We start from the raw sequence: 17,026 nt of genomic DNA on the forward strand, positions 1-17,026 counted from the left end.
CAAAAGGGGGTAACGGCTTAGCAATTGGGGATATTGGTTAAAATTAACGGGCGCAAAGATATTCAAAATTTCAAAATATACACCCGGGATTTTGGAAGAAGGTTGGTCCGCTGCGGAAATACCTCTCCCATTCACGCCTTACAGAACTTATCCAGCTTCCGATTGTTATCAATTATTAAATAAATAACTAAAAAAATTTATCAATTTCGTATCTTGTATCCAAGACTTACTACAACGATGTACAACTGTTCAGAAAACCTTATAATCAGGTAACACACCGGTACCCTGTAAAACGAAAGTAATGGCATCATTGCAATCAAGACCCTCAATTGATAACTTTGACCCGATAAAAAACCCATAACGAATGTATGCGTAGATTATGGCGCCTGTTGAAAACTCTTCCATTCCTTGGTACAGATGGGGCACCGCTTCCGTTAAACAGCAAGCGTGTCATCATCATCCTTAACTCCCTGGCTTTATTAACCTCTTTCCTGTGTTTCCTGATCTCAACGGTTTTATGGAACACAGCACACGAAATTCGTATCTCCGGCGTCGGTTACGCGATGGCCATTATTTACCTGGGCGTGCCGTTGTTTAACAAGGCCGGCAAAACCAACTCCGCCCTGCTGACCATCTTTATACTGCAGTCCTTCAGCGCTATGTACTACGGCGCGCTGCTGGGACCGGCCATCAACATAGAAGCGCTAGCCGTTTTTCTCTGCGGCGCTGCTCTGCTGATCATCAAATCCAGCCGCTATAAATGGGCAGCCATCACCTTTGTGTTAACGGTAACGGTTATCCTGAAAGTGATCTGGTATGGCAATCTGATAGACCCGCTGCCGCTGAGCATCAGTAACAACCGGCTGGTATATTTCTTCGCGGCCGGGGCGGTATTGCTGATGAACGCGCTCCTGCTCTACTTCTACGAGCGGGCCGTCAATAAAAGCAACCGCGAACTGGAACAGCTGGTGGAAGAACGGACCCTGGCGCTGGACCAGGCCAACCGCTATAAAACTACTTATCTCAACTCCCTGTCACATGACTACCGTACGCAGCTGAACCCTATTTACGGTCTGGCGCATGAACTGGTATTGCAGGCGGAAGACGAAGGCATGCCCGACCACATACAGGTATCTACCGATGTGGTCCGCGCACTGTACGCCTCTTCCCGCAATATGCTCGACATGACCAACGTAGTGCTGGACACCGCCCGTATTGAAGCAGGTATATACAATGTGCCGCAACCGGCGCCGTTTTCTGTACGGCAATGGCTTTATCAGCAGCTGGACAGCTACCAGTACGTTTCGCCGGTACCGCTGCAGGTAAAGATCGCCGGCATCCCCGGCCGCATCGTGTCAGATGCCGCGCTGCTCACACGGATACTGAGCAACCTGCTCACCAACGCGATTAAATTTTCCTGTCCCGGCGGCGCTATTACCATCACCGCCCGTGCTACCGACCGGTATTTTATCCTGGAAGTGAGTGACGAAGGAAAAGGCATTCCCGCCGAAGAGCTGGACAAAATTTTCGATTTATATATCACCGGTTCCAAACCCGGGGAAGGCACCGGCCTGGGCCTGCCTATCTCCCGGAAAATAGCCGAGACGCTGGGCGGTACCCTCACCGCCACCAGCGAAACCGGCAAAGGCAGCACCTTCCGGCTGAGCATCCCGATGGTGGCCGATAACAGCCGGAAATCACAGCCGCAGCAGCCGAATGAATTTGAGAAATTTTACGGCGCCAAAGTGCTCTGCGTGGATGACGACCACAGCAACCGGCTGCTGGCTGAACTGCAACTAAAACGATTAGGCTGCACCACCGCTTTCGCGGCCTCTTCCGCCGAAGCGCTGGAAAAAGCTCACGAAATTATGCCCGACGTAATATTGCTCGATTACTACCTGCCCGAAATATCTGGTATGGCCCTGCTTGGAAAGATCCGCAAGGACAACCTGCTGCGCCATGTCCCGGTGATTTTTATCAGCGGAAATGCAGATACAGCAGAGATTGCGGCGGCCAGGACCCATGGCGAAGGGTTCCTTTCCAAGCCCATTATGCTGGAACAATTATACTATGCCTTACTACCTTTTTTGTCCAGCAGGCTCGTCACGGAAGCGGGTCACTAAGGCGGGCAATTATAACGTCAACGGCTAAATATTAATATTTAGCCGTAACTTGATATGTCCAAATTATGTGATATGAATGCAATAATTCTTCCAATCCTCTACTGCCCTATCGAGCCAGCGATCAATCCAAACTATCAACATGCCATCGACCACACCAATGCGTGGGTAAAGAGATTTGCACTGCACACAGACAGCAGTTACGAAAAATACCTGGATGACAACTTTGGAATGATGACTGCCCGGTTTTATCCCGAATGCGGGCTGGACCAGCTGAAGCTGGCCAACGATGCCAACGTGCTTTTATTTGTGATGGACGACGCCATGGACAACCAGATAGAGCGCGATGAACTGATACAGTCCCGTTTAAACTTTGAAAGTTTTGTAGCGGCCTGTAAACAGATCCTGTCAGACCCGCAACCGCCCAAAGCAGGCGATACCGGCGTCATGGCAGCGCTGGCGGACGTATGGATCCGTTTCAAGGCCATCAGCACGCCCGAATGGCAACGCCACTTTGTGGAAAGCCTGCATAAAATGTTTGCCGCAGGATTGTGGGAATATGGTAACGTTCAAACCGGTCAGCTCCCGTCCGTAGCTGAGTTTTACAAGAGGAGGCAATACCTCGGAGCGGCGCATGTCAGCACAGACATGATCGAAGTGATAGAAGAGATATCACTGCCGGCCGATATCCTTCAACATCCGGCAGTGACGGAATTAGTGGTGCTGGCGCGCAACCTGGTATGCTGGGCCAACGATCTCTTTTCCCTGTCGAAGGAACTGGACCATGGCGACCAGCATAACATGGTGCTGATCATGAAAGCTGAAAGGAAACTTTCGCTGGAAAAGGCCATTGTACAGGCGGCTGCCCTGCATGACCAGGAAATGCGACAGTTCGAAAAAGTGTCTGCCCAGCTCCCCTCCTTCGGCGCCTATGATGCCGCTGTGAGAAAGTATGTCCGCATTCTTGGCGCTATTCTGCGTGGCAACATGGACTGGAGCTACCGGGAAACAGCACGGTACAACTTTGAATATGGCCACGTGGCGTTAGATCTTGTCTAATACCAGCGGCAGGCTTTTTAAGCTGTATACCAGCGCGCTGATTTCAGGTTCCGGCTCCACGGCCGTCGCCAGCCGCACCCGCGCATGGCTGAAGATCGTTTCAAAAGCAATCCGTGTTTCCACCCTGGCCAGCGGCGCACCCAGGCAATAATGGATACCATGCCCGAAACTCAGTGCCTGGTTGAGGTTGGAACGGTCCATATCAAAAGCGTCCGGATTTGCGAAAACAGCTTCATCTTTATTCGCTGTGCTCACAGAGACATTTACCAGATCACCTTTTTTAATGGCTGCGGAGGAAACCATGGTGTCCTTCGCAGCTATTCTCGGAAATCCTTTTACCGGCGACAATACCCGCAACGCTTCCGTAACAGCCTTCGGAATATCTTCCGTATGCCCCGCCAGGTGAGCCTGAATGTCCGGCAGCTGGGAGAAGATATACATGGCATTGGCCAGGGAGCTCTTCGTGGTTTCATAACCTCCCAGGAAAATAGCTACGCACATCGCTATCACGTCCATCGTTTCCAGTCTGTTGCCTTCCACTTCAGAAGTGATCAGCTGTGAAATCAGGTCGTCTTGCGGATGCGCTGTCCGTTTCTGAATGAGGTCAGAGAAAAAGATGCTCATTTCCTGCATGGAGCGGCCGAAAATCTCCACCCCTATCACCCGTGGATCACCTGCCACCGCAATGATCCATTGTCTTACCTTCTCCACCTCCGCATCCGGTACGCCCAGCAGCCGGGAGATCACACGATGAGGCAACTGTAAAGCAAAGTCTCCCACAAATTCAATAGAACCGGCAGACAGATGTGGCAACAACAATTCTTCACACTGTTGCCGTATCCAGCCTTCAGACTGGGCGATGATGGCCGGCGAAAACGCTTTGGTGGCCAACGCCCGCAGGTGCTTGTGTTTCGGCGGGTCTGTCACGTTCAGGTTACGCGTAAATACGTTGTCATCAGTTTTAGGGATGTACTCACTGGAAAAAGTAGCATAGTCACTCAATACAGCCACCACATCCTCATAACGCGTCACTTGCCAGGCGCCGGGAATATGGTCTGAATAGTAAGGGGTGAAACCGGTGTCGAAAAAAGGTAGTGCAGCCTGCATACGCGGATGCAGGGGATGTTGGCTCAAAGGCGTTTTCATGTTTAGTAATGGATTAGAGAATGTTGAACAATCACTTTGGTGGTAAATTACTTAGAAATTCGATAATTTTATTTATCTTACCCACAAAACTGTACCCTGATTCCGTAACCCAAAAAAGTGAAACTAAGGCCTTTAATGAATACCCGCTTACAACGTGCAGGAGGAGAAGTTCGTCTATCTATGACCCTCAATATATCCGAAATATGAAACCAGAGCGTATTACAATGTCTGACGTGACCAAACAAATGCTGTTACAACCGGTAGCAGGCATGTACGTCGACGAAAAAGAAGTGGCAAGACGCTCAGCCATATCCCTAAACGTCATTGCAATTGTCTTCGCCTTGTTAGTTGTTGGTATTGGTGGATACTTTTACTCCCTCAAACGAAGCCCCTTGTTTTTAATCGGTGTTCCACTTGAAACACTTTGTTTTCTGGGTGTAGTTTTGCTGAATCAAAAGAGACAGTTTTTTCGGGCAGTACTCGTAATGCTGATCACGAATGTGGCTTTTATCGGCTATTGGTCTACTGTACTGGGTGAAGGCATTTCCCTTGAAATGCTGCTGGCGTTTATGACGGTGATGACATTCTATCTGATATCTTCCTTTGTACTTTATAAAAAAAACAAAGCGCTGTTATATGGAGTAATAGGATGTCTGGCCATGGTGGTCTATATTATCTCGAATGCCTACCTCCGGTTCGTCACTCCGTTGGAATTCAGCAAAAGCACCACCACCATCATGCGCTGGTCAACGAGTGTTGCGTTGTTGATCATTATTTTGGCCATATTGGCGTCCTACGCTGCGCAAATTAATGGTCTGTTGGCCGAATCCCGCCGGCTTCAAATGGCATCTGAACGAAAAACCGCCTATCTGTCAGAAGTCTTTCACGAAGTAAGAACGCCGTTAAATGTGGTATACAGCATTGCTCAGTTATTCCTGTTGAAGAAAGACAAGCTATCGATACTGGAAGAAGAAGACTCCGCCGAAGAATACCAACTGCCTCATGGTGGCGAAATGGCGGACCAACTCTATAGTTCTACTGCACTTACCCGCAATATCATCAATCATGTGCTGGAAATCGCCAAAATTGAAAGCGGTAAGTTTATTGAAGTCAACAAAGAAGACTTTTCCCTGTTTGGCCTTGTCAATTCCACCATCGCCGCCCACTCCTATCTGGCCGCCCCTAAAGGCATTAAGATAGAACTGGAAATTGATGATGCGCTCAAACAAGCCATTCACAGCGATAAAATGATCATCACCAAAATCTTCAATAACCTGCTGTCTAACGGTATTAAATATACGACCAACAATACAGTGATTAAGGTTGTGCTTAAAAAAGCTGATGCCTGGTGGACATTGGAAATCACGAATACCGGGAAAATAGATCCTATGATTGCCAAGGCGGCATTTGAGCGCTTTGTGGCAAAAAGCGAAAATGAATCCAGCAGCGGATTAGGCCTGGCCATCACCAAACACATGGTGGAGCTGCTTGGAGGAAAAATCTCCATCGTGCCACAGCCCGACCCTGAGCTGACAACCATGTTCGTAAAGATTCCCTATGAGGCCGGCGAAAAACCTGTTGTGCAGCTCAACAAAGTGGCAGATGGAAAGAACATCTTCTGGAAATCAAAGGTGTCCATGTTTGAAGACGACGCGATGGGAGCCGGATGGGTCATGCGCTTCCTGAAGAAATGGGGCATAGATGCCAAATTATACAAAGATGCAAATGTCGACAGCGCCATTGCCAGTATTATAGCAGACAATCCCAATCTTGTCATTACCGACCTCAACATGCCCGGATTGTCAGGCGAGATGCTTTTAAAGCGGATGAGGGAACACTCCGCCTTAAAAAGCATCCCTGTTTTAATTGTCAGTGCCAGCGAAGCATTCTCTGAAAATGAAGCTGTAGCTATCGGCGCCAATGGATTCCTAAAAAAGCCGATTGATTTTGGTGAACTATGTCTGGCATTGGCTAAGTACCTGCCCTACAGGGCTTTGATGTAATTACCGGTAACGCTCCGTGTCCAGTACGGCCCAATCATCATATCCTCGCACGATCTGATATACGCCGGCTATGTATTTCGCCAGCTGTGTATTGATACGGTCCCCAAAATCAGGCAGCAGCGTACGTGCTGTTTCAAATTCCCGCAGATGACGGCTATGTTCCTCCGCGACAAATTCAATGGCATCGTCCATTGTTAGATTAAGTTCTCTCTTGGCAATCAGTATCAGGTTAAATCCACCTTCTTCCAGTTCCGCCTCACGACGAATAGAATGCAGGTCATTGGATAAGCAGCCCAACAAACTGATCTCCAGTTCAATTTTTCTAACGACAGGGTGCGTATATACCTCCTCCGGAATACGTAACCCGGCAAACATGGCCACCAACGGATACATAATACAAAAGCCGGTAAACGGACGCTCCCTGTAATAATCCTCTATGGTCATCCGATGCCGGTGAAGTTGCATTTTGATTTCCAGCTTGCATTCGGTCAGGTAGTCTGTCATGTGGATACTAAATTGCTGATACAGGAAAGGCCGGTCGCTGCAAATAGTCCGCAGCTTACCAACAATATTCCCCAGCGCCAGCTCCAGCTGTCCGTTGCCCTGATAAATCCTTCCCTGCAAAATACTGATGAATACGTCCAGCTGCGCAGTCATCTGCACGGCCCTGATCTTGTCTTCCGATCCTCTGTCACAGCTGTCATCAACAGTGAACAGCCATGTCAGCAGTTCTCCTGCCAACGTAATGTGTTCCAGACTGGCAAAGGGATATTCGCGGGCGGCCTGTACCCCAAACAGGGCCCGATCGTACCATTTCAACGGTTTAAAAAAAGGCGACAGGTTAAATTCCTGCGCCCAGTTCACTGTGTTGGCCTGTACGGTTTCACTATAATCGCTGATTTTAACGTCACCAGGGATAGTGACCATTGCATACTTTCGATTTAACATAACAATTTGATTTAAAAAGTGAAGGAGAAAAAAATAAGAAATGAAATAAGGTGGTAGCATTCTAAAGTGTAGATCTAACCAATCGCTAAGGGTACAAGCTGATGGTCTGGCTATTTTAAGAAAAAATGTGTCGTTGTTTTATTAAGATAGCAAAAAATCACATATTACCTAAATCGTATAGGCGCTGCCGTAGCCGTGCAGCCCAAAAAGCCCAAAGTATAAAATACCCTGGGCTAATCCAATGAGATATGCTTTAATAAAACATTAATCAAATCGACAAAGGTCCCGTACCTTCCCGTGACAGTTTCATTTTCGCCGGCAATAAATACAGCTTCCAGCTGTCTGTTCAAATGCAAATCTGTTTGTGCTTCTTCATTTACCAGTTACAGTTACTGTTGGCTGTTTAGTTCGCTGATGTTCCGTTTTGTAAAAATAGTCTGATAACCAGGGTTTTTTAATCAGCCCGTTGGCGGTAGCTATTACGCTCTCTATGTTGGTGGACTGTGTTGCTCCCCGCGGCAGCAACGCAAAACACCTCGGCAGGGTGGTAAAAATCAGCCCCCGGCCGGGGCAAATAGGGATGGGCAATACTACATCACCGGCAGAGGCAAATGCTCCCCGTTCTATAAGTTACGTAAAAAATCTGTTTTTGGTTGGTTAAGCTACCTCGTGATTTTCCCCGAAGCCTTTATGTTGTATAGAGATCTTCCCGCCCACCCCGCATTGGCAGGTAGATTTTTCGGTGAGCAGCTTCATATCGTTGATGGTATCTTTTTCCGCGGGCTGCTGCCAGGCGACGGGCGCAGGCACACATTTGCCCCGGGTAACGGTACAGGCGCCGAAGCTGGGGATGTTCACTTCGGCGCCCTTGTCCTGCTCTGTGGCCACCAGCTTGCCTTCCACTTCGTAGAATTGCTGGCTGGTGACTTTCAGTTTTGAAGGCGCTGCGCCCTTATCGCACACCAGGACGGCCTGTTCTGTTATTTTCTGCGGCATAACAAGCGCTTAATTATTGGTGAAATTCGTCTCTGTTCTGTTAAGTACCTTGCCGGTAGCGTCATCGAGCATGATTTTCTCCACCTTTTGAGGCTCCTTCAGCCACTCGATGGTCCAGGTTTTTCCCTGGGTGTTGCCGGCCCTGCGGATCTTCGTATGGTAACCAGTGCTCTGGAGAATCGGCCCCCTGTCTACCGGGATACGTTCCTGCTCGCAGAACCGAAGCACGTCTTCCAGCTTCAGGTGATAGTCCTTGTCATAGTTAACCTCCCTGACCAGCCTGCCCTGTTCGTCGAACTCGTACCAGGTGCCCAGCTGCAGGAACCCGTTATTAAAATACAGGCCTTTTGCCCTGATATTGCCGTTGCTCCTGTAATATACTTTCTGCAGCATATAATAGGAAGACCGGGGCGTGAGGCTATAGCCCATACCGCCGTCCCAGACGCTCATCTCCAGGTAGGAGCCGTCGGGCTGCGTGGCCCTCAGCACATTTTCACTTTTATCTTTTCTGTTATCAAACAGTACGGAATCGAATTTTTCAAAGTCTTTTGTTACAACAGGATTGTTCATGTTATTTCCTTTTGTTTGTTTGGTCTGGTTCGTTACCTGTGCATTACATGCAGCGCCTATGGTCAGTAAAAATAGCAGGATGTATTTAGTCATAAACATGGTTTTATAGTTTATTCCGGGTCTGCTTTGGCGTTTGCGATCACCCACTGCCAGTGCCACAGGGAGCTTCTTACGATAGCCGGGATGACCTGGTGCGAGTAGTCCATTAAGTTCTCTGTAAGCCTGCTTTCATAGGTATACTTGGCGTGAGGGCTGGAACCCGGATTGCTGAAGGAATGCGGCAGATTCAGCGAATGCAGGAACTCATGCGCGGCGGTCTGGTCGTTCTTCGTGGGGAAGAGCATCACAGAGCTGCCGATGGAATAACCATTGAGGCCATTGAGGCTGCCACTTTCCATATATCCGCCGCCTTCACCCATGTAATAGGCCCTGAAGTACCGGTCATATTTATGTTCATCCGCCGGATTGGCTGCTTTCAGCTGCGCTTTCAGTTTGCTATAGAGGTGGTTCTCCAGGGTGACGAAACCTGACGGTGCGCCACCGATATAGTAAGCTACGATCTGGCCGCCGTTGTTATAGGCGCCTCCTGGCTGAAAACCGGGATCAGCGGTCACATTCAGTGTTTCTTCCACCACTTCCACATTGATCAGCGCCTGCTTCAGGTATTTGGCGAACAGGTCTTTCTGCCCGCTGGTGCTGCCGGTTTGCGCCACGGCGGTAGACATAGGCGGGGTGGCCACTTTCACCAGCACGATCTTCTTTTTCCGGCGTTTGGCGGAATTATTGGCCATCACCTTCACAAAACCGGCCTTCGCAACGGTTTCGGTACCATCAGGGTTCTTGGTGACGGCGTTCACCACAATCGTCTGGTCGGTGGCAAATGCGGTCAGGCATTCTATGGTGACGGCATCATTCATTTTATGCAGCCCTTTCCCGATTCCTTTTAAGGGAGTCTCCTTGGGGGTAATGGTAAAGTGGCTGTTGTCTTCAAAGCGCAGCAGATCGGGTTCTTCTTCAACTTCCACATAGAGGCTCAGCGTGGCTTTGGTATTGGTATACCCTGTGGCCACCGGTGCGGGCGGTGTAGACGCCGGAGCCCCTGCGGCAGCGGCCTTTGGCGGCGGCGTGGTCTTCTGCGACGGGTAAAGGCTCAGCCATGCGCCAAAATACTGCTCATAGATGGTAGCGCCGCTGGCATCCTTCATTTCTGTGCCGGAAGCGTCTTTTTTGGCCTTCCATACTATCTTATGCGCATGGTATTCGTTGGACTTCAGTGAACGGACCATCGCATCGTCCTTTTTGAAATGGGCGGAATAATCATTCAGGTTGGTGAGCAGCTGCGTGAAAGCAGCGTCCCTGTAGTGTTTGCCGACATGTTCATCATAGTCGACGTCGCCAGGGGCGCTGGTGTCGCTATTGCGGTACCAGTCAAACCCGAAGTCTTCGCCTGCCCAGCCAATTTTGGGCCGGAAATGCACGATACACTTGGATTGTATGGCCGGCGTGGCCGGCTCGTACTGCATGGGGGTATTACTGTGTTTATTACCCTGCTCGCCTTTCATTTCGGCGGTGCCTTTGGAGTTGAGCGTGGCCGTTTCATCGGAATGCAGGAACAGCTTCTTCTGCCCGGCGATATAGAAATCCTCGGCTTCGATCTTCATCTCCCCTTTGGGGGTATGGATCAGCGCTTTGGTGGCCTGGAGGTGCATGTATTTAGAGACCAGCTGCTTCATTTCTGGCGTATTGACCAGCATCTGGGCCATAGCGTTGATCATCATCTGGTTGCCCACGTCCATCTGCAGCAGATTGCCGACGGTCATGTGCAGCATATTGTCTACCACGATGTTCATATCTGTGGAGCGCAGGCTCATGGTCTTCGGTGCGTTGATGGTCACGTTGGCGCTGGACGCGTCGATGATGATGCTGCCGTTACCGTCCATGGTGACAGTATTGCCGCTGGCATCCTGTACGATCATGCTGTTGTTGCCGTCGTTGTAGACGATCTTGTTGCCGCTGCGCGTCTGTATGGTTTTAACGTCGTTGTCGGCGTTGCTGAAGGAAGTATTGGCATTGCCGTGATAAACGGTGCCGATGACATAAGGCTTGACGGCGCTGTCATTTTCAAAGCCCACGATCACTTCCTCGTCAATTTCAGGGACAAAGAAATGTCCTTTGCCGCCGCCGCCATGAGGTGATGCGATCCGCACCCAGGGCGTCTTTTCCTCGCCGTTCATCCAGTGGAACTTTACCCTGATCCGGCCCATGCCCTTAGGATCGTGGTTGTCGGTCACGATAGCGCTCTGCGTTTCACAAACAGGCGCCTGTGGTATGGAAACCGGCGGCAGGTGAACGGACGACGGCACCGCCGTGAACTCGTTGCGGTAATCGCCTTTGGTATCTACAAAGTGGCTGATGTGGGTCACAATATATTCTCCGTAACCTTCCGTGCTGCCATTAAATACGTTGTTGGACACGATCTCGGCCCTGGCCCCGATGGCCACGCCGGGATGGCCGCTATGGCCGGTCAGCCGCACCATCTTGCTGCCTTCCATGGCACTGTGCAGGGTAGCCATTTCGTCCTGCTGCTTTTTGCTGCCGGTATACCGGAAGTTCCACTGCTTGGGCTGTGTGCTGAAGATGGCCTGCGCTTTCTCATGAACTTTTTCACCGAGGGAATTAAGCCCTGCTTTCTGGCTTATGTTCCCGGCCTGGGGCACGCTGGTGTACAATTCACTGTTCTGGTAGTCCCAGCCCATATATTGTGTCCGCGTAGGACGGGCATTCAGGTTGATATTGAAGTGGCTTAACGTGCTTCCATATACGAGGGAAGTTTTAGCATCGCCGGTGGGCGGCCCCAGTACGAGGTTCCGGCCGTCCCAGAACAACCACTCCCCGTTTTCAGCGCTGATACGCTGCAAAAAGGCCCATGCTGTCTCCTTGTACTGTACCATATAATCATATGGTTCCTTTGCCAGTGGCTGTACTTTGGGAGACAATTGATTTTGCGGGAAGAACCGCAGCACGTCCTGCGCTATGTCCCGCAACGGCTTCTGTTCCCAGGTTTTGCAATGCGGGCCGTTGTCCAGCACGATAGTGGGACTATAGCCGGAGATGATGATTTCTCCGTATTGGCCGTTTACCCGCGACGTTTCCACACTGGTAACGATACCATTAAACGTTAGGTCTCCTTTCAGCCCTACGCCGGTGATGTGCGCCCCAAAGGAGCTGCCGATCATGTCCCGCGAAGACGAAAAAATGCCGCTAAGGCCATCGATGGCTTGTGCCGGACAAATTAATGTAAACTGATGATGATTAAATATGGACTGGTTTAGCGCAAAAGAGGTGAACTGTAATACGGGGTTACCATCAATGCTAAACATGGTATCGGTCAGTTGGGCCATACATGTAAAGGGTTAATACAATATTTTGTTTAAAAAGATATGATGGCGTGAATTTACACAAAATTCATTTCCCTGCAATATCTTTTCATCCCCCGGCATATATAATATCTGTTATCATATCAACCCCGTCACCCCTACCTTTCCTCCAGCCAGCGCAGGAAAACAGCCGTTTTCTCTTTTCCGATCAATAGTTTTTCGGGAGTATTTACATGCAGGTTTACCAGTAGTTTCCGCGCGAAATAATGCTCTACTTCCCGGATAGCGGTGAAATTGATCAGGTACTGGCGGTTCAACCGGTAAAACTGCTTCGCCGATAACTGCTGCTGCACCTGGTCCAACGACTGGGTGATGGTATATTCCTCCCCTTTGAATGTGACAATGGAAGGCGACGTGTATTTGATATAGATATACGCGATCTGATCGGTTTGCACGGTCAAATACTTGTTGTTCTTAAACACCAGGAAACTCTTCTTTCCTTCGTCCACACTTATTTTACGGATAAGGTCTTCCAGGTTGCCGCCGGAATGCTGCTGGAAAAAATTCCGGAAATTATCCACTTTTTCCAGGGCTTTGCTCAGGTCGTCTTCGGAGAAGGGTTTCAGCAGATAGTCCACCCCATTGGCTTTGATGGCGTCGAGCGCGTACTCGCCGTAGGCCGTACAGAATATCACCGGACAGCTAATGGTAACGGACTTGAATATATCAAAACTCAGGCCGTCAGACAGCTGGATGTCCATAAAAATCAGGCCGGGCATGTCGTGGTGCGACAGCCAGTCGATGGCCGCTTCCACGCTCTGCAGCTTCGCCTGTACCTGGATAGACGGGCGTAACTTCACGATCAGGTTTTCCAGTGACCTTGCGGCCTTGATTTCATCCTCAATGATGATGGCGTTCATATATAATCGGTAGTTTAACGATAAACTTTTCAGCAGTAACATCGATGATCATCTCACCGCCCAGCAGGTGCTGATACCGCTGGCTGATATTCTCCAAACCTATCCCCGTAGAGGATTCCGGCACCCGTTTGAGCTGGATGTTGTTTTCCACCACAATATGCTCCGCGGTGGAATAAAGCGCAATACGCAAAGGCTTTTCCTCCGAAACAATATTATGTTTGATACAGTTTTCTATCAGCAGCTGCAACGTAAAAGGCGGTATCATTGACGCATATACGTTTTCGGCAATATTTGTCTCCAGTTCAAAACCACTTTCAAAACGGGCCTTCAGCAGATATACATAGGAACCCAGTATCTCAGTTTCTTCCGATAGCCTTATCAGGTTCAGTTTCCGGCTTTCCAGGGTAAACCGGTAAAAATCGGACAGCTTCAGGATGAAGTTGACCGCCTGCCGGTCATCGCTCTCCACCATGTATTTCAGCGTGTTCAGGCTGTTGAAAAGAAAGTGCGGGTTCACCTGTTGCTTCAGCAACTCATACTGCGCCCACAGATTGGCGGAGGTAGTGCGCTCCAGCTCCAGGGACACCTGCTGGTTCAGGTAACTCTGGTGCAGCAGGTGAATAAACATATAAAACGTCAGGTTGATCAATATCCCCCTTACCTCAAACATCAGCATCACCGGGCCGAAATTCAGGTGGGACAACAGATACTGCTGGATACAGGATAATATAAACATGATGACCAGGCCGACCAGCAAATTCCGCAACAGCCGTTTGGTACCAAAACCGCCGGCGTTTTTGGCGGTATATGACGGAAACGTATATACGTTATAGTACCATATCAACAGCGAGAACCCAGAGGTGACCGCAGCGTCCACCAATGCTTCATACAGCACAAAATGATGATCGGCGATTTTCGGAATAGCGGTCAGTATCCCCAGCGAGATGGAGCTTAACCATATGATCCGGTTGGATATTTTAAATGCCGGTTGTTGTTGTGTATTCACCTTTTAATAATTGGATCTGTTGCAAATGTATTGTTCCCACGCCGGAAAGCCGCCATTTCAGTGGCCGGACCAGGCATATCAGCCTCTGGACCGGGCAATCTGTCCGCTGAATCAGACAATCCTCTTGTTATCACCTCACTGGGCCTAAAATCCTTCAGGGTGGCCATTGTCCATTTCAGCCGCCCGGATGCCGGATTCAACAGGTTTGTACTATGCCTTTGCCCCGGTTTGTGTTCTCTTTGTGCTGTAATCGTTGCTCACCGCAGGATTAGCAGGGCAACCATCTACCAGCAACATCAAAAAACACCCAAGATGCAAAAAATATTTTTCACACTGCTATTGCTGCTGACCAGCCCTTTATCAGGCTTCAGCCATGCAGCGACGCCTGTACCGGCAGAACAACCTGTTAAGTGGAGCTATAGCGCCCGGAAAACAGCCACCGGCGAGGCTGTCGTCTTGATCACCGCCACCCTGGCTGACGGATGGCACCTGTACGCACTGAACAATCCGGCCAACAGCCCGGTGAGACTGGCTTTCAGTTTTCTTCCTGACTCGTCTTACAGCCTGGAAGGAAAGATTAACCAGCCGGAACCTGTTACCCGCTTTGAAAAACTGTTCGGTGCAGACATCAGCTATTTCGAGCATGAAGCAGTGTTTCAGCAGAAAGTCAAGCTGACTGGAAAAAGCGCCAACATAAAGGGTTCCATCGAATTCACCGTTTGCAGTCCCCGCCAATGCCTGCCGCCGGAGACCATCTCTTTTAATATCCACATCAAATAAATAAAAAAACATTCACATCACCCTTATTAAAATTTAAAACGATGAACAACACCGTAGCCATTGAGAAAGTATTGTACACCGCTCAAACCCGCACTACCGGCGGCAGGGAAGGAAACGCCAAAAGCAACGACGGCAGACTGGATATATTATTGTCTCCTCCCGGCACCAGCGGCGCCGGCACAAACCCGGAACAACTTTTTGCCGCAGGGTGGTCAGCATGTTACATCGGCGCGCTGGGACTGGCCGCTAAAAAACTGGGCATCGCCCTGCCACCGAACACGCTGGTAGACGCGGAAGTAGACCTTGGCACTACAGACGGCAACTACTTCCTGCAGGCCCGCCTTGCCGTCCAGTTGCCCGGCGTCGCGCCGGAAACGGCGCAACAGCTGGTAGACCTGGCCCACCAAACCTGCCCTTACTCCAAAGCCATCAAAGGAAACATCAACGTCACTACTAACATTATCTGATATGAACACCATCAGCAAAAAACTCAGCCTCCTGTTTTCGGCCATCATCGCGGTATTATTCAGCACCGCCATCGCCTCCGCGCAAACCACCGCTTCAAAAATCAAAAACGTAGTCCTCGTACATGGCGCCTTCGTGGATGGTTCCGGATGGAAAGGGGTTTATGATATCCTTACTAAAAAAGGATACCACGTGACCATCGCCCAGATCCCGCTTACTTCCCTGCAGGACGATGCCGCCGTAGTGAAAAAAGCGCTGGACCGGCAAGACGGGGCGGCCGTACTGGTTGGCCATTCCTGGGGAGGCACCGTGATCACGGAAGTAAGCGCCCATCCCAAAGTAGCCTCCCTCGTATATGTAACGGCCTTTCAGCCGGATAACGGTGAAGCCACTACGAAATGGCTAGGCACCGCTCCCGCCCTGCCGGAAAACGGTATCCTGCCGCCAGACAAAGACGGGCTGGTATACTACGACCGCGAAAAATTCCACAAAGGTTTCGCCGCAGACCTCTCCCATGAACAGGCAATTTTTATGGCAGACGCCCAGAAACCCATAGCAGCGGCTTCTTTCGGCACGCCTATCACCGCCGCGGCATGGCATAACAAGCCTTCGTTTGGCATCGTTCCCACGGCCGACAAAAGCATCAATCCCATTATTCTAAGAAACATGTATCAACGTTCCGGCGCTGCCATCACAGAGATCAAAGGCGCCAGTCACGCGGTATTCGTCTCCCATCCGAAGGAAGTGGCCGATGTGATCATCGCAGCCTCCCGGTAAACCACTACGGGCCTTTCTTCCAGGAAGAAAGGCCCATACCAAACCCTTTGTCATTAACCGTTTAAAACAGATTCATCATGAAATACATTAAAGAAATCGCTTTGTACATTGGCCTCCCGCTGATTTTTATTGCCATGATGGCATTCCGCAACGCCAGCCACAAAACCATGCTGGAAAATATTCAGAAAGACAACAATGACAAAGGGTTTGCGGTGGTAGAGCTGTTCACCTCCGAAGGTTGCTGGAGCTGCCCGCCGGCAGATGCGCTCATCGCGAAGCTGCAACAAGGCAACAACAACAAACAGCTTTACATCATGGCCTTTCACGTGGATTACTGGGACCATCAGGGATGGAAAGACCGCTTCAGTCAACCTGATTTTACCGAAAGACAAAAACAATACGCTTCCTGGCTGCGTCTCAACAATATCTACACACCACAGCTGATCGTTAACGGCAAAACAGAAATGGTAGGTTCAGAAGAAGGCGCCGTGTTAGGGGCTGTCAGCGCAGCATTGCAAGAAACCAGCGCCCAACCGCTCTCTTTAAAAGCAGTGCAGGCCAACCGGGAGTTGAAAATAACCTATGACGGCGCCGTGGCCAACAAAAAAGCCCGTATCGTGGTGGCGTTGGTACAGAAAAACGCCAGTTCACAGGTAAACGCCGGCGAGAACGCAGGCAAACAGCTGGTCCATGTGCAGATTGTCCGCCAGCTACAGCAGCAGGAGCTGAAAGAACGAGGTGCAGTAAGTCTTTCGCTGCCGGAAGATTTCCGTCAGAACGGATGGGAGGTAATAGCTTTTGTACAGCATAAAAACACCGGCGCCATCACCCAGGCCGCCAAACTGGAATGGTGATATCA

The 17,026-nt window shown here is 50.0% G+C and carries 14 protein-coding genes; 7 read left to right on the plus strand and 7 right to left on the minus strand.

Going from position 1 to position 17,026, the window contains the following annotated elements; genetic code table 11:
• Positions 1-368: 368 nt before the first annotated feature.
• Complete coding sequence (locus ACTJJS_RS25205; RefSeq protein ID WP_440665973.1) at positions 369-2,123, plus strand: hybrid sensor histidine kinase/response regulator; 1,755 nt, start codon at positions 369-371, stop codon at positions 2,121-2,123.
• A 72-nt stretch (positions 2,124-2,195) separates the two neighbouring features.
• Entirely contained in the window at positions 2,196-3,179 is a 984-nt protein-coding gene (locus ACTJJS_RS25210; RefSeq protein ID WP_440665974.1) for a terpene synthase family protein, read from the plus strand.
• Here the strand turns inward: ACTJJS_RS25210 and ACTJJS_RS25215 are convergent.
• Positions 3,165-4,325: a cytochrome P450 gene (locus ACTJJS_RS25215; RefSeq protein ID WP_440665976.1), complete on the minus strand. Its 1,161-nt coding sequence runs from the start codon at positions 4,323-4,325 to the stop codon at positions 3,165-3,167. The genes ACTJJS_RS25210 and ACTJJS_RS25215 overlap by 15 nt on opposite strands.
• Positions 4,326-4,528: 203 nt before the next feature.
• Here ACTJJS_RS25215 and ACTJJS_RS25220 point away from each other — a divergent pair, with 203 nt between their 5' ends.
• The gene (locus ACTJJS_RS25220) at positions 4,529-6,328 is read left to right on the plus strand and encodes a hybrid sensor histidine kinase/response regulator (RefSeq protein WP_440665978.1); all 1,800 of its coding nucleotides are present in this window, start codon (positions 4,529-4,531) and stop codon (positions 6,326-6,328) included.
• On the opposite strand, the gene ACTJJS_RS25225 is transcribed toward ACTJJS_RS25220, so the two are convergent.
• The 6 genes from ACTJJS_RS25225 to ACTJJS_RS25250 form a co-directional block, all read right to left on the minus strand.
• Positions 6,329-7,276 (minus strand): terpene synthase family protein, encoded by a 948-nt coding sequence (locus tag ACTJJS_RS25225; protein ID WP_440665980.1) that lies wholly within the window; start codon positions 7,274-7,276, stop codon positions 6,329-6,331.
• 657 nt (positions 7,277-7,933) lie between these two features.
• Positions 7,934-8,272 (minus strand): DUF4280 domain-containing protein, encoded by a 339-nt coding sequence (locus ACTJJS_RS25230; RefSeq protein WP_440665982.1) that lies wholly within the window; start codon positions 8,270-8,272, stop codon positions 7,934-7,936.
• A 9-nt stretch (positions 8,273-8,281) separates the two neighbouring features.
• On the minus strand, positions 8,282-8,935 hold the full coding sequence (locus ACTJJS_RS25235; RefSeq protein ID WP_168874666.1) for a hypothetical protein: 654 nt from the start codon (positions 8,933-8,935) through the stop codon (positions 8,282-8,284).
• A gap of 17 nt (positions 8,936-8,952) precedes the next feature.
• Positions 8,953-12,243, minus strand: coding sequence for a phage baseplate assembly protein V (locus ACTJJS_RS25240; protein ID WP_440665984.1), 3,291 nt, complete (start codon positions 12,241-12,243; stop codon positions 8,953-8,955).
• A 134-nt stretch (positions 12,244-12,377) separates the two neighbouring features.
• Entirely contained in the window at positions 12,378-13,139 is a 762-nt protein-coding gene (locus ACTJJS_RS25245; RefSeq protein ID WP_440665986.1) for a LytR/AlgR family response regulator transcription factor, read from the minus strand.
• Positions 13,120-14,145, minus strand: coding sequence for a sensor histidine kinase (locus ACTJJS_RS25250; protein ID WP_440665988.1), 1,026 nt, complete (start codon positions 14,143-14,145; stop codon positions 13,120-13,122). Before ACTJJS_RS25250 ends, ACTJJS_RS25245 begins: the two co-directional genes overlap by 20 nt.
• Before the next feature lie 312 nt (positions 14,146-14,457).
• On the opposite strand from ACTJJS_RS25250, the gene ACTJJS_RS25255 reads away from it, so the two are divergent.
• From ACTJJS_RS25255 to ACTJJS_RS25270, 4 genes are all read left to right on the plus strand, one after another.
• Positions 14,458-14,925 carry a protein-disulfide reductase DsbD domain-containing protein gene (locus tag ACTJJS_RS25255; RefSeq protein ID WP_440665990.1) on the plus strand — a complete coding sequence of 156 codons (468 nt, stop codon included), beginning with the start codon at positions 14,458-14,460 and terminating at the stop codon, positions 14,923-14,925.
• Positions 14,926-14,966: 41 nt separating this feature from the next.
• Complete coding sequence (locus ACTJJS_RS25260; protein ID WP_440665992.1) at positions 14,967-15,392, plus strand: organic hydroperoxide resistance protein; 426 nt, start codon at positions 14,967-14,969, stop codon at positions 15,390-15,392.
• Between the two features lies 1 nt (position 15,393).
• Positions 15,394-16,167 (plus strand): alpha/beta hydrolase, encoded by a 774-nt coding sequence (locus tag ACTJJS_RS25265; RefSeq protein ID WP_440665994.1) that lies wholly within the window; start codon positions 15,394-15,396, stop codon positions 16,165-16,167.
• A gap of 77 nt (positions 16,168-16,244) precedes the next feature.
• Positions 16,245-17,021: a DUF1223 domain-containing protein gene (locus ACTJJS_RS25270; protein WP_440665995.1), complete on the plus strand. Its 777-nt coding sequence runs from the start codon at positions 16,245-16,247 to the stop codon at positions 17,019-17,021.
• Positions 17,022-17,026 lie beyond the last annotated feature (5 nt).

The sequence above is a fragment of the Chitinophaga sp. 22308 genome, assembly GCF_052045305.1.
GTDB lineage: Bacteria > Bacteroidota > Bacteroidia > Chitinophagales > Chitinophagaceae > Chitinophaga > Chitinophaga varians_A.

Coding starts and splice junctions, on each gene's coding strand:
- ACTJJS_RS25215 (WP_440665976.1), bottom strand. CDS start 4,325: ATGAAAACGCCTTTGAGCCAACATCCCCTGCATCCGCGTATGCAGGCT.
- ACTJJS_RS25240 (WP_440665984.1), bottom strand. CDS start 12,243: ATGGCCCAACTGACCGATACCATGTTTAGCATTGATGGTAACCCCGTA.
- ACTJJS_RS25210 (WP_440665974.1), top strand. CDS start 2,196: ATGAATGCAATAATTCTTCCAATCCTCTACTGCCCTATCGAGCCAGCG.
- ACTJJS_RS25205 (WP_440665973.1), top strand. CDS start 369: ATGCGTAGATTATGGCGCCTGTTGAAAACTCTTCCATTCCTTGGTACA.
- ACTJJS_RS25270 (WP_440665995.1), top strand. CDS start 16,245: ATGAAATACATTAAAGAAATCGCTTTGTACATTGGCCTCCCGCTGATT.
- ACTJJS_RS25230 (WP_440665982.1), bottom strand. CDS start 8,272: ATGCCGCAGAAAATAACAGAACAGGCCGTCCTGGTGTGCGATAAGGGC.
- ACTJJS_RS25255 (WP_440665990.1), top strand. CDS start 14,458: ATGCAAAAAATATTTTTCACACTGCTATTGCTGCTGACCAGCCCTTTA.
- ACTJJS_RS25235 (WP_168874666.1), bottom strand. CDS start 8,935: ATGACTAAATACATCCTGCTATTTTTACTGACCATAGGCGCTGCATGT.
- ACTJJS_RS25265 (WP_440665994.1), top strand. CDS start 15,394: ATGAACACCATCAGCAAAAAACTCAGCCTCCTGTTTTCGGCCATCATC.
- ACTJJS_RS25245 (WP_440665986.1), bottom strand. CDS start 13,139: ATGAACGCCATCATCATTGAGGATGAAATCAAGGCCGCAAGGTCACTG.
- ACTJJS_RS25225 (WP_440665980.1), bottom strand. CDS start 7,276: ATGTTAAATCGAAAGTATGCAATGGTCACTATCCCTGGTGACGTTAAA.
- ACTJJS_RS25260 (WP_440665992.1), top strand. CDS start 14,967: ATGAACAACACCGTAGCCATTGAGAAAGTATTGTACACCGCTCAAACC.
- ACTJJS_RS25220 (WP_440665978.1), top strand. CDS start 4,529: ATGAAACCAGAGCGTATTACAATGTCTGACGTGACCAAACAAATGCTG.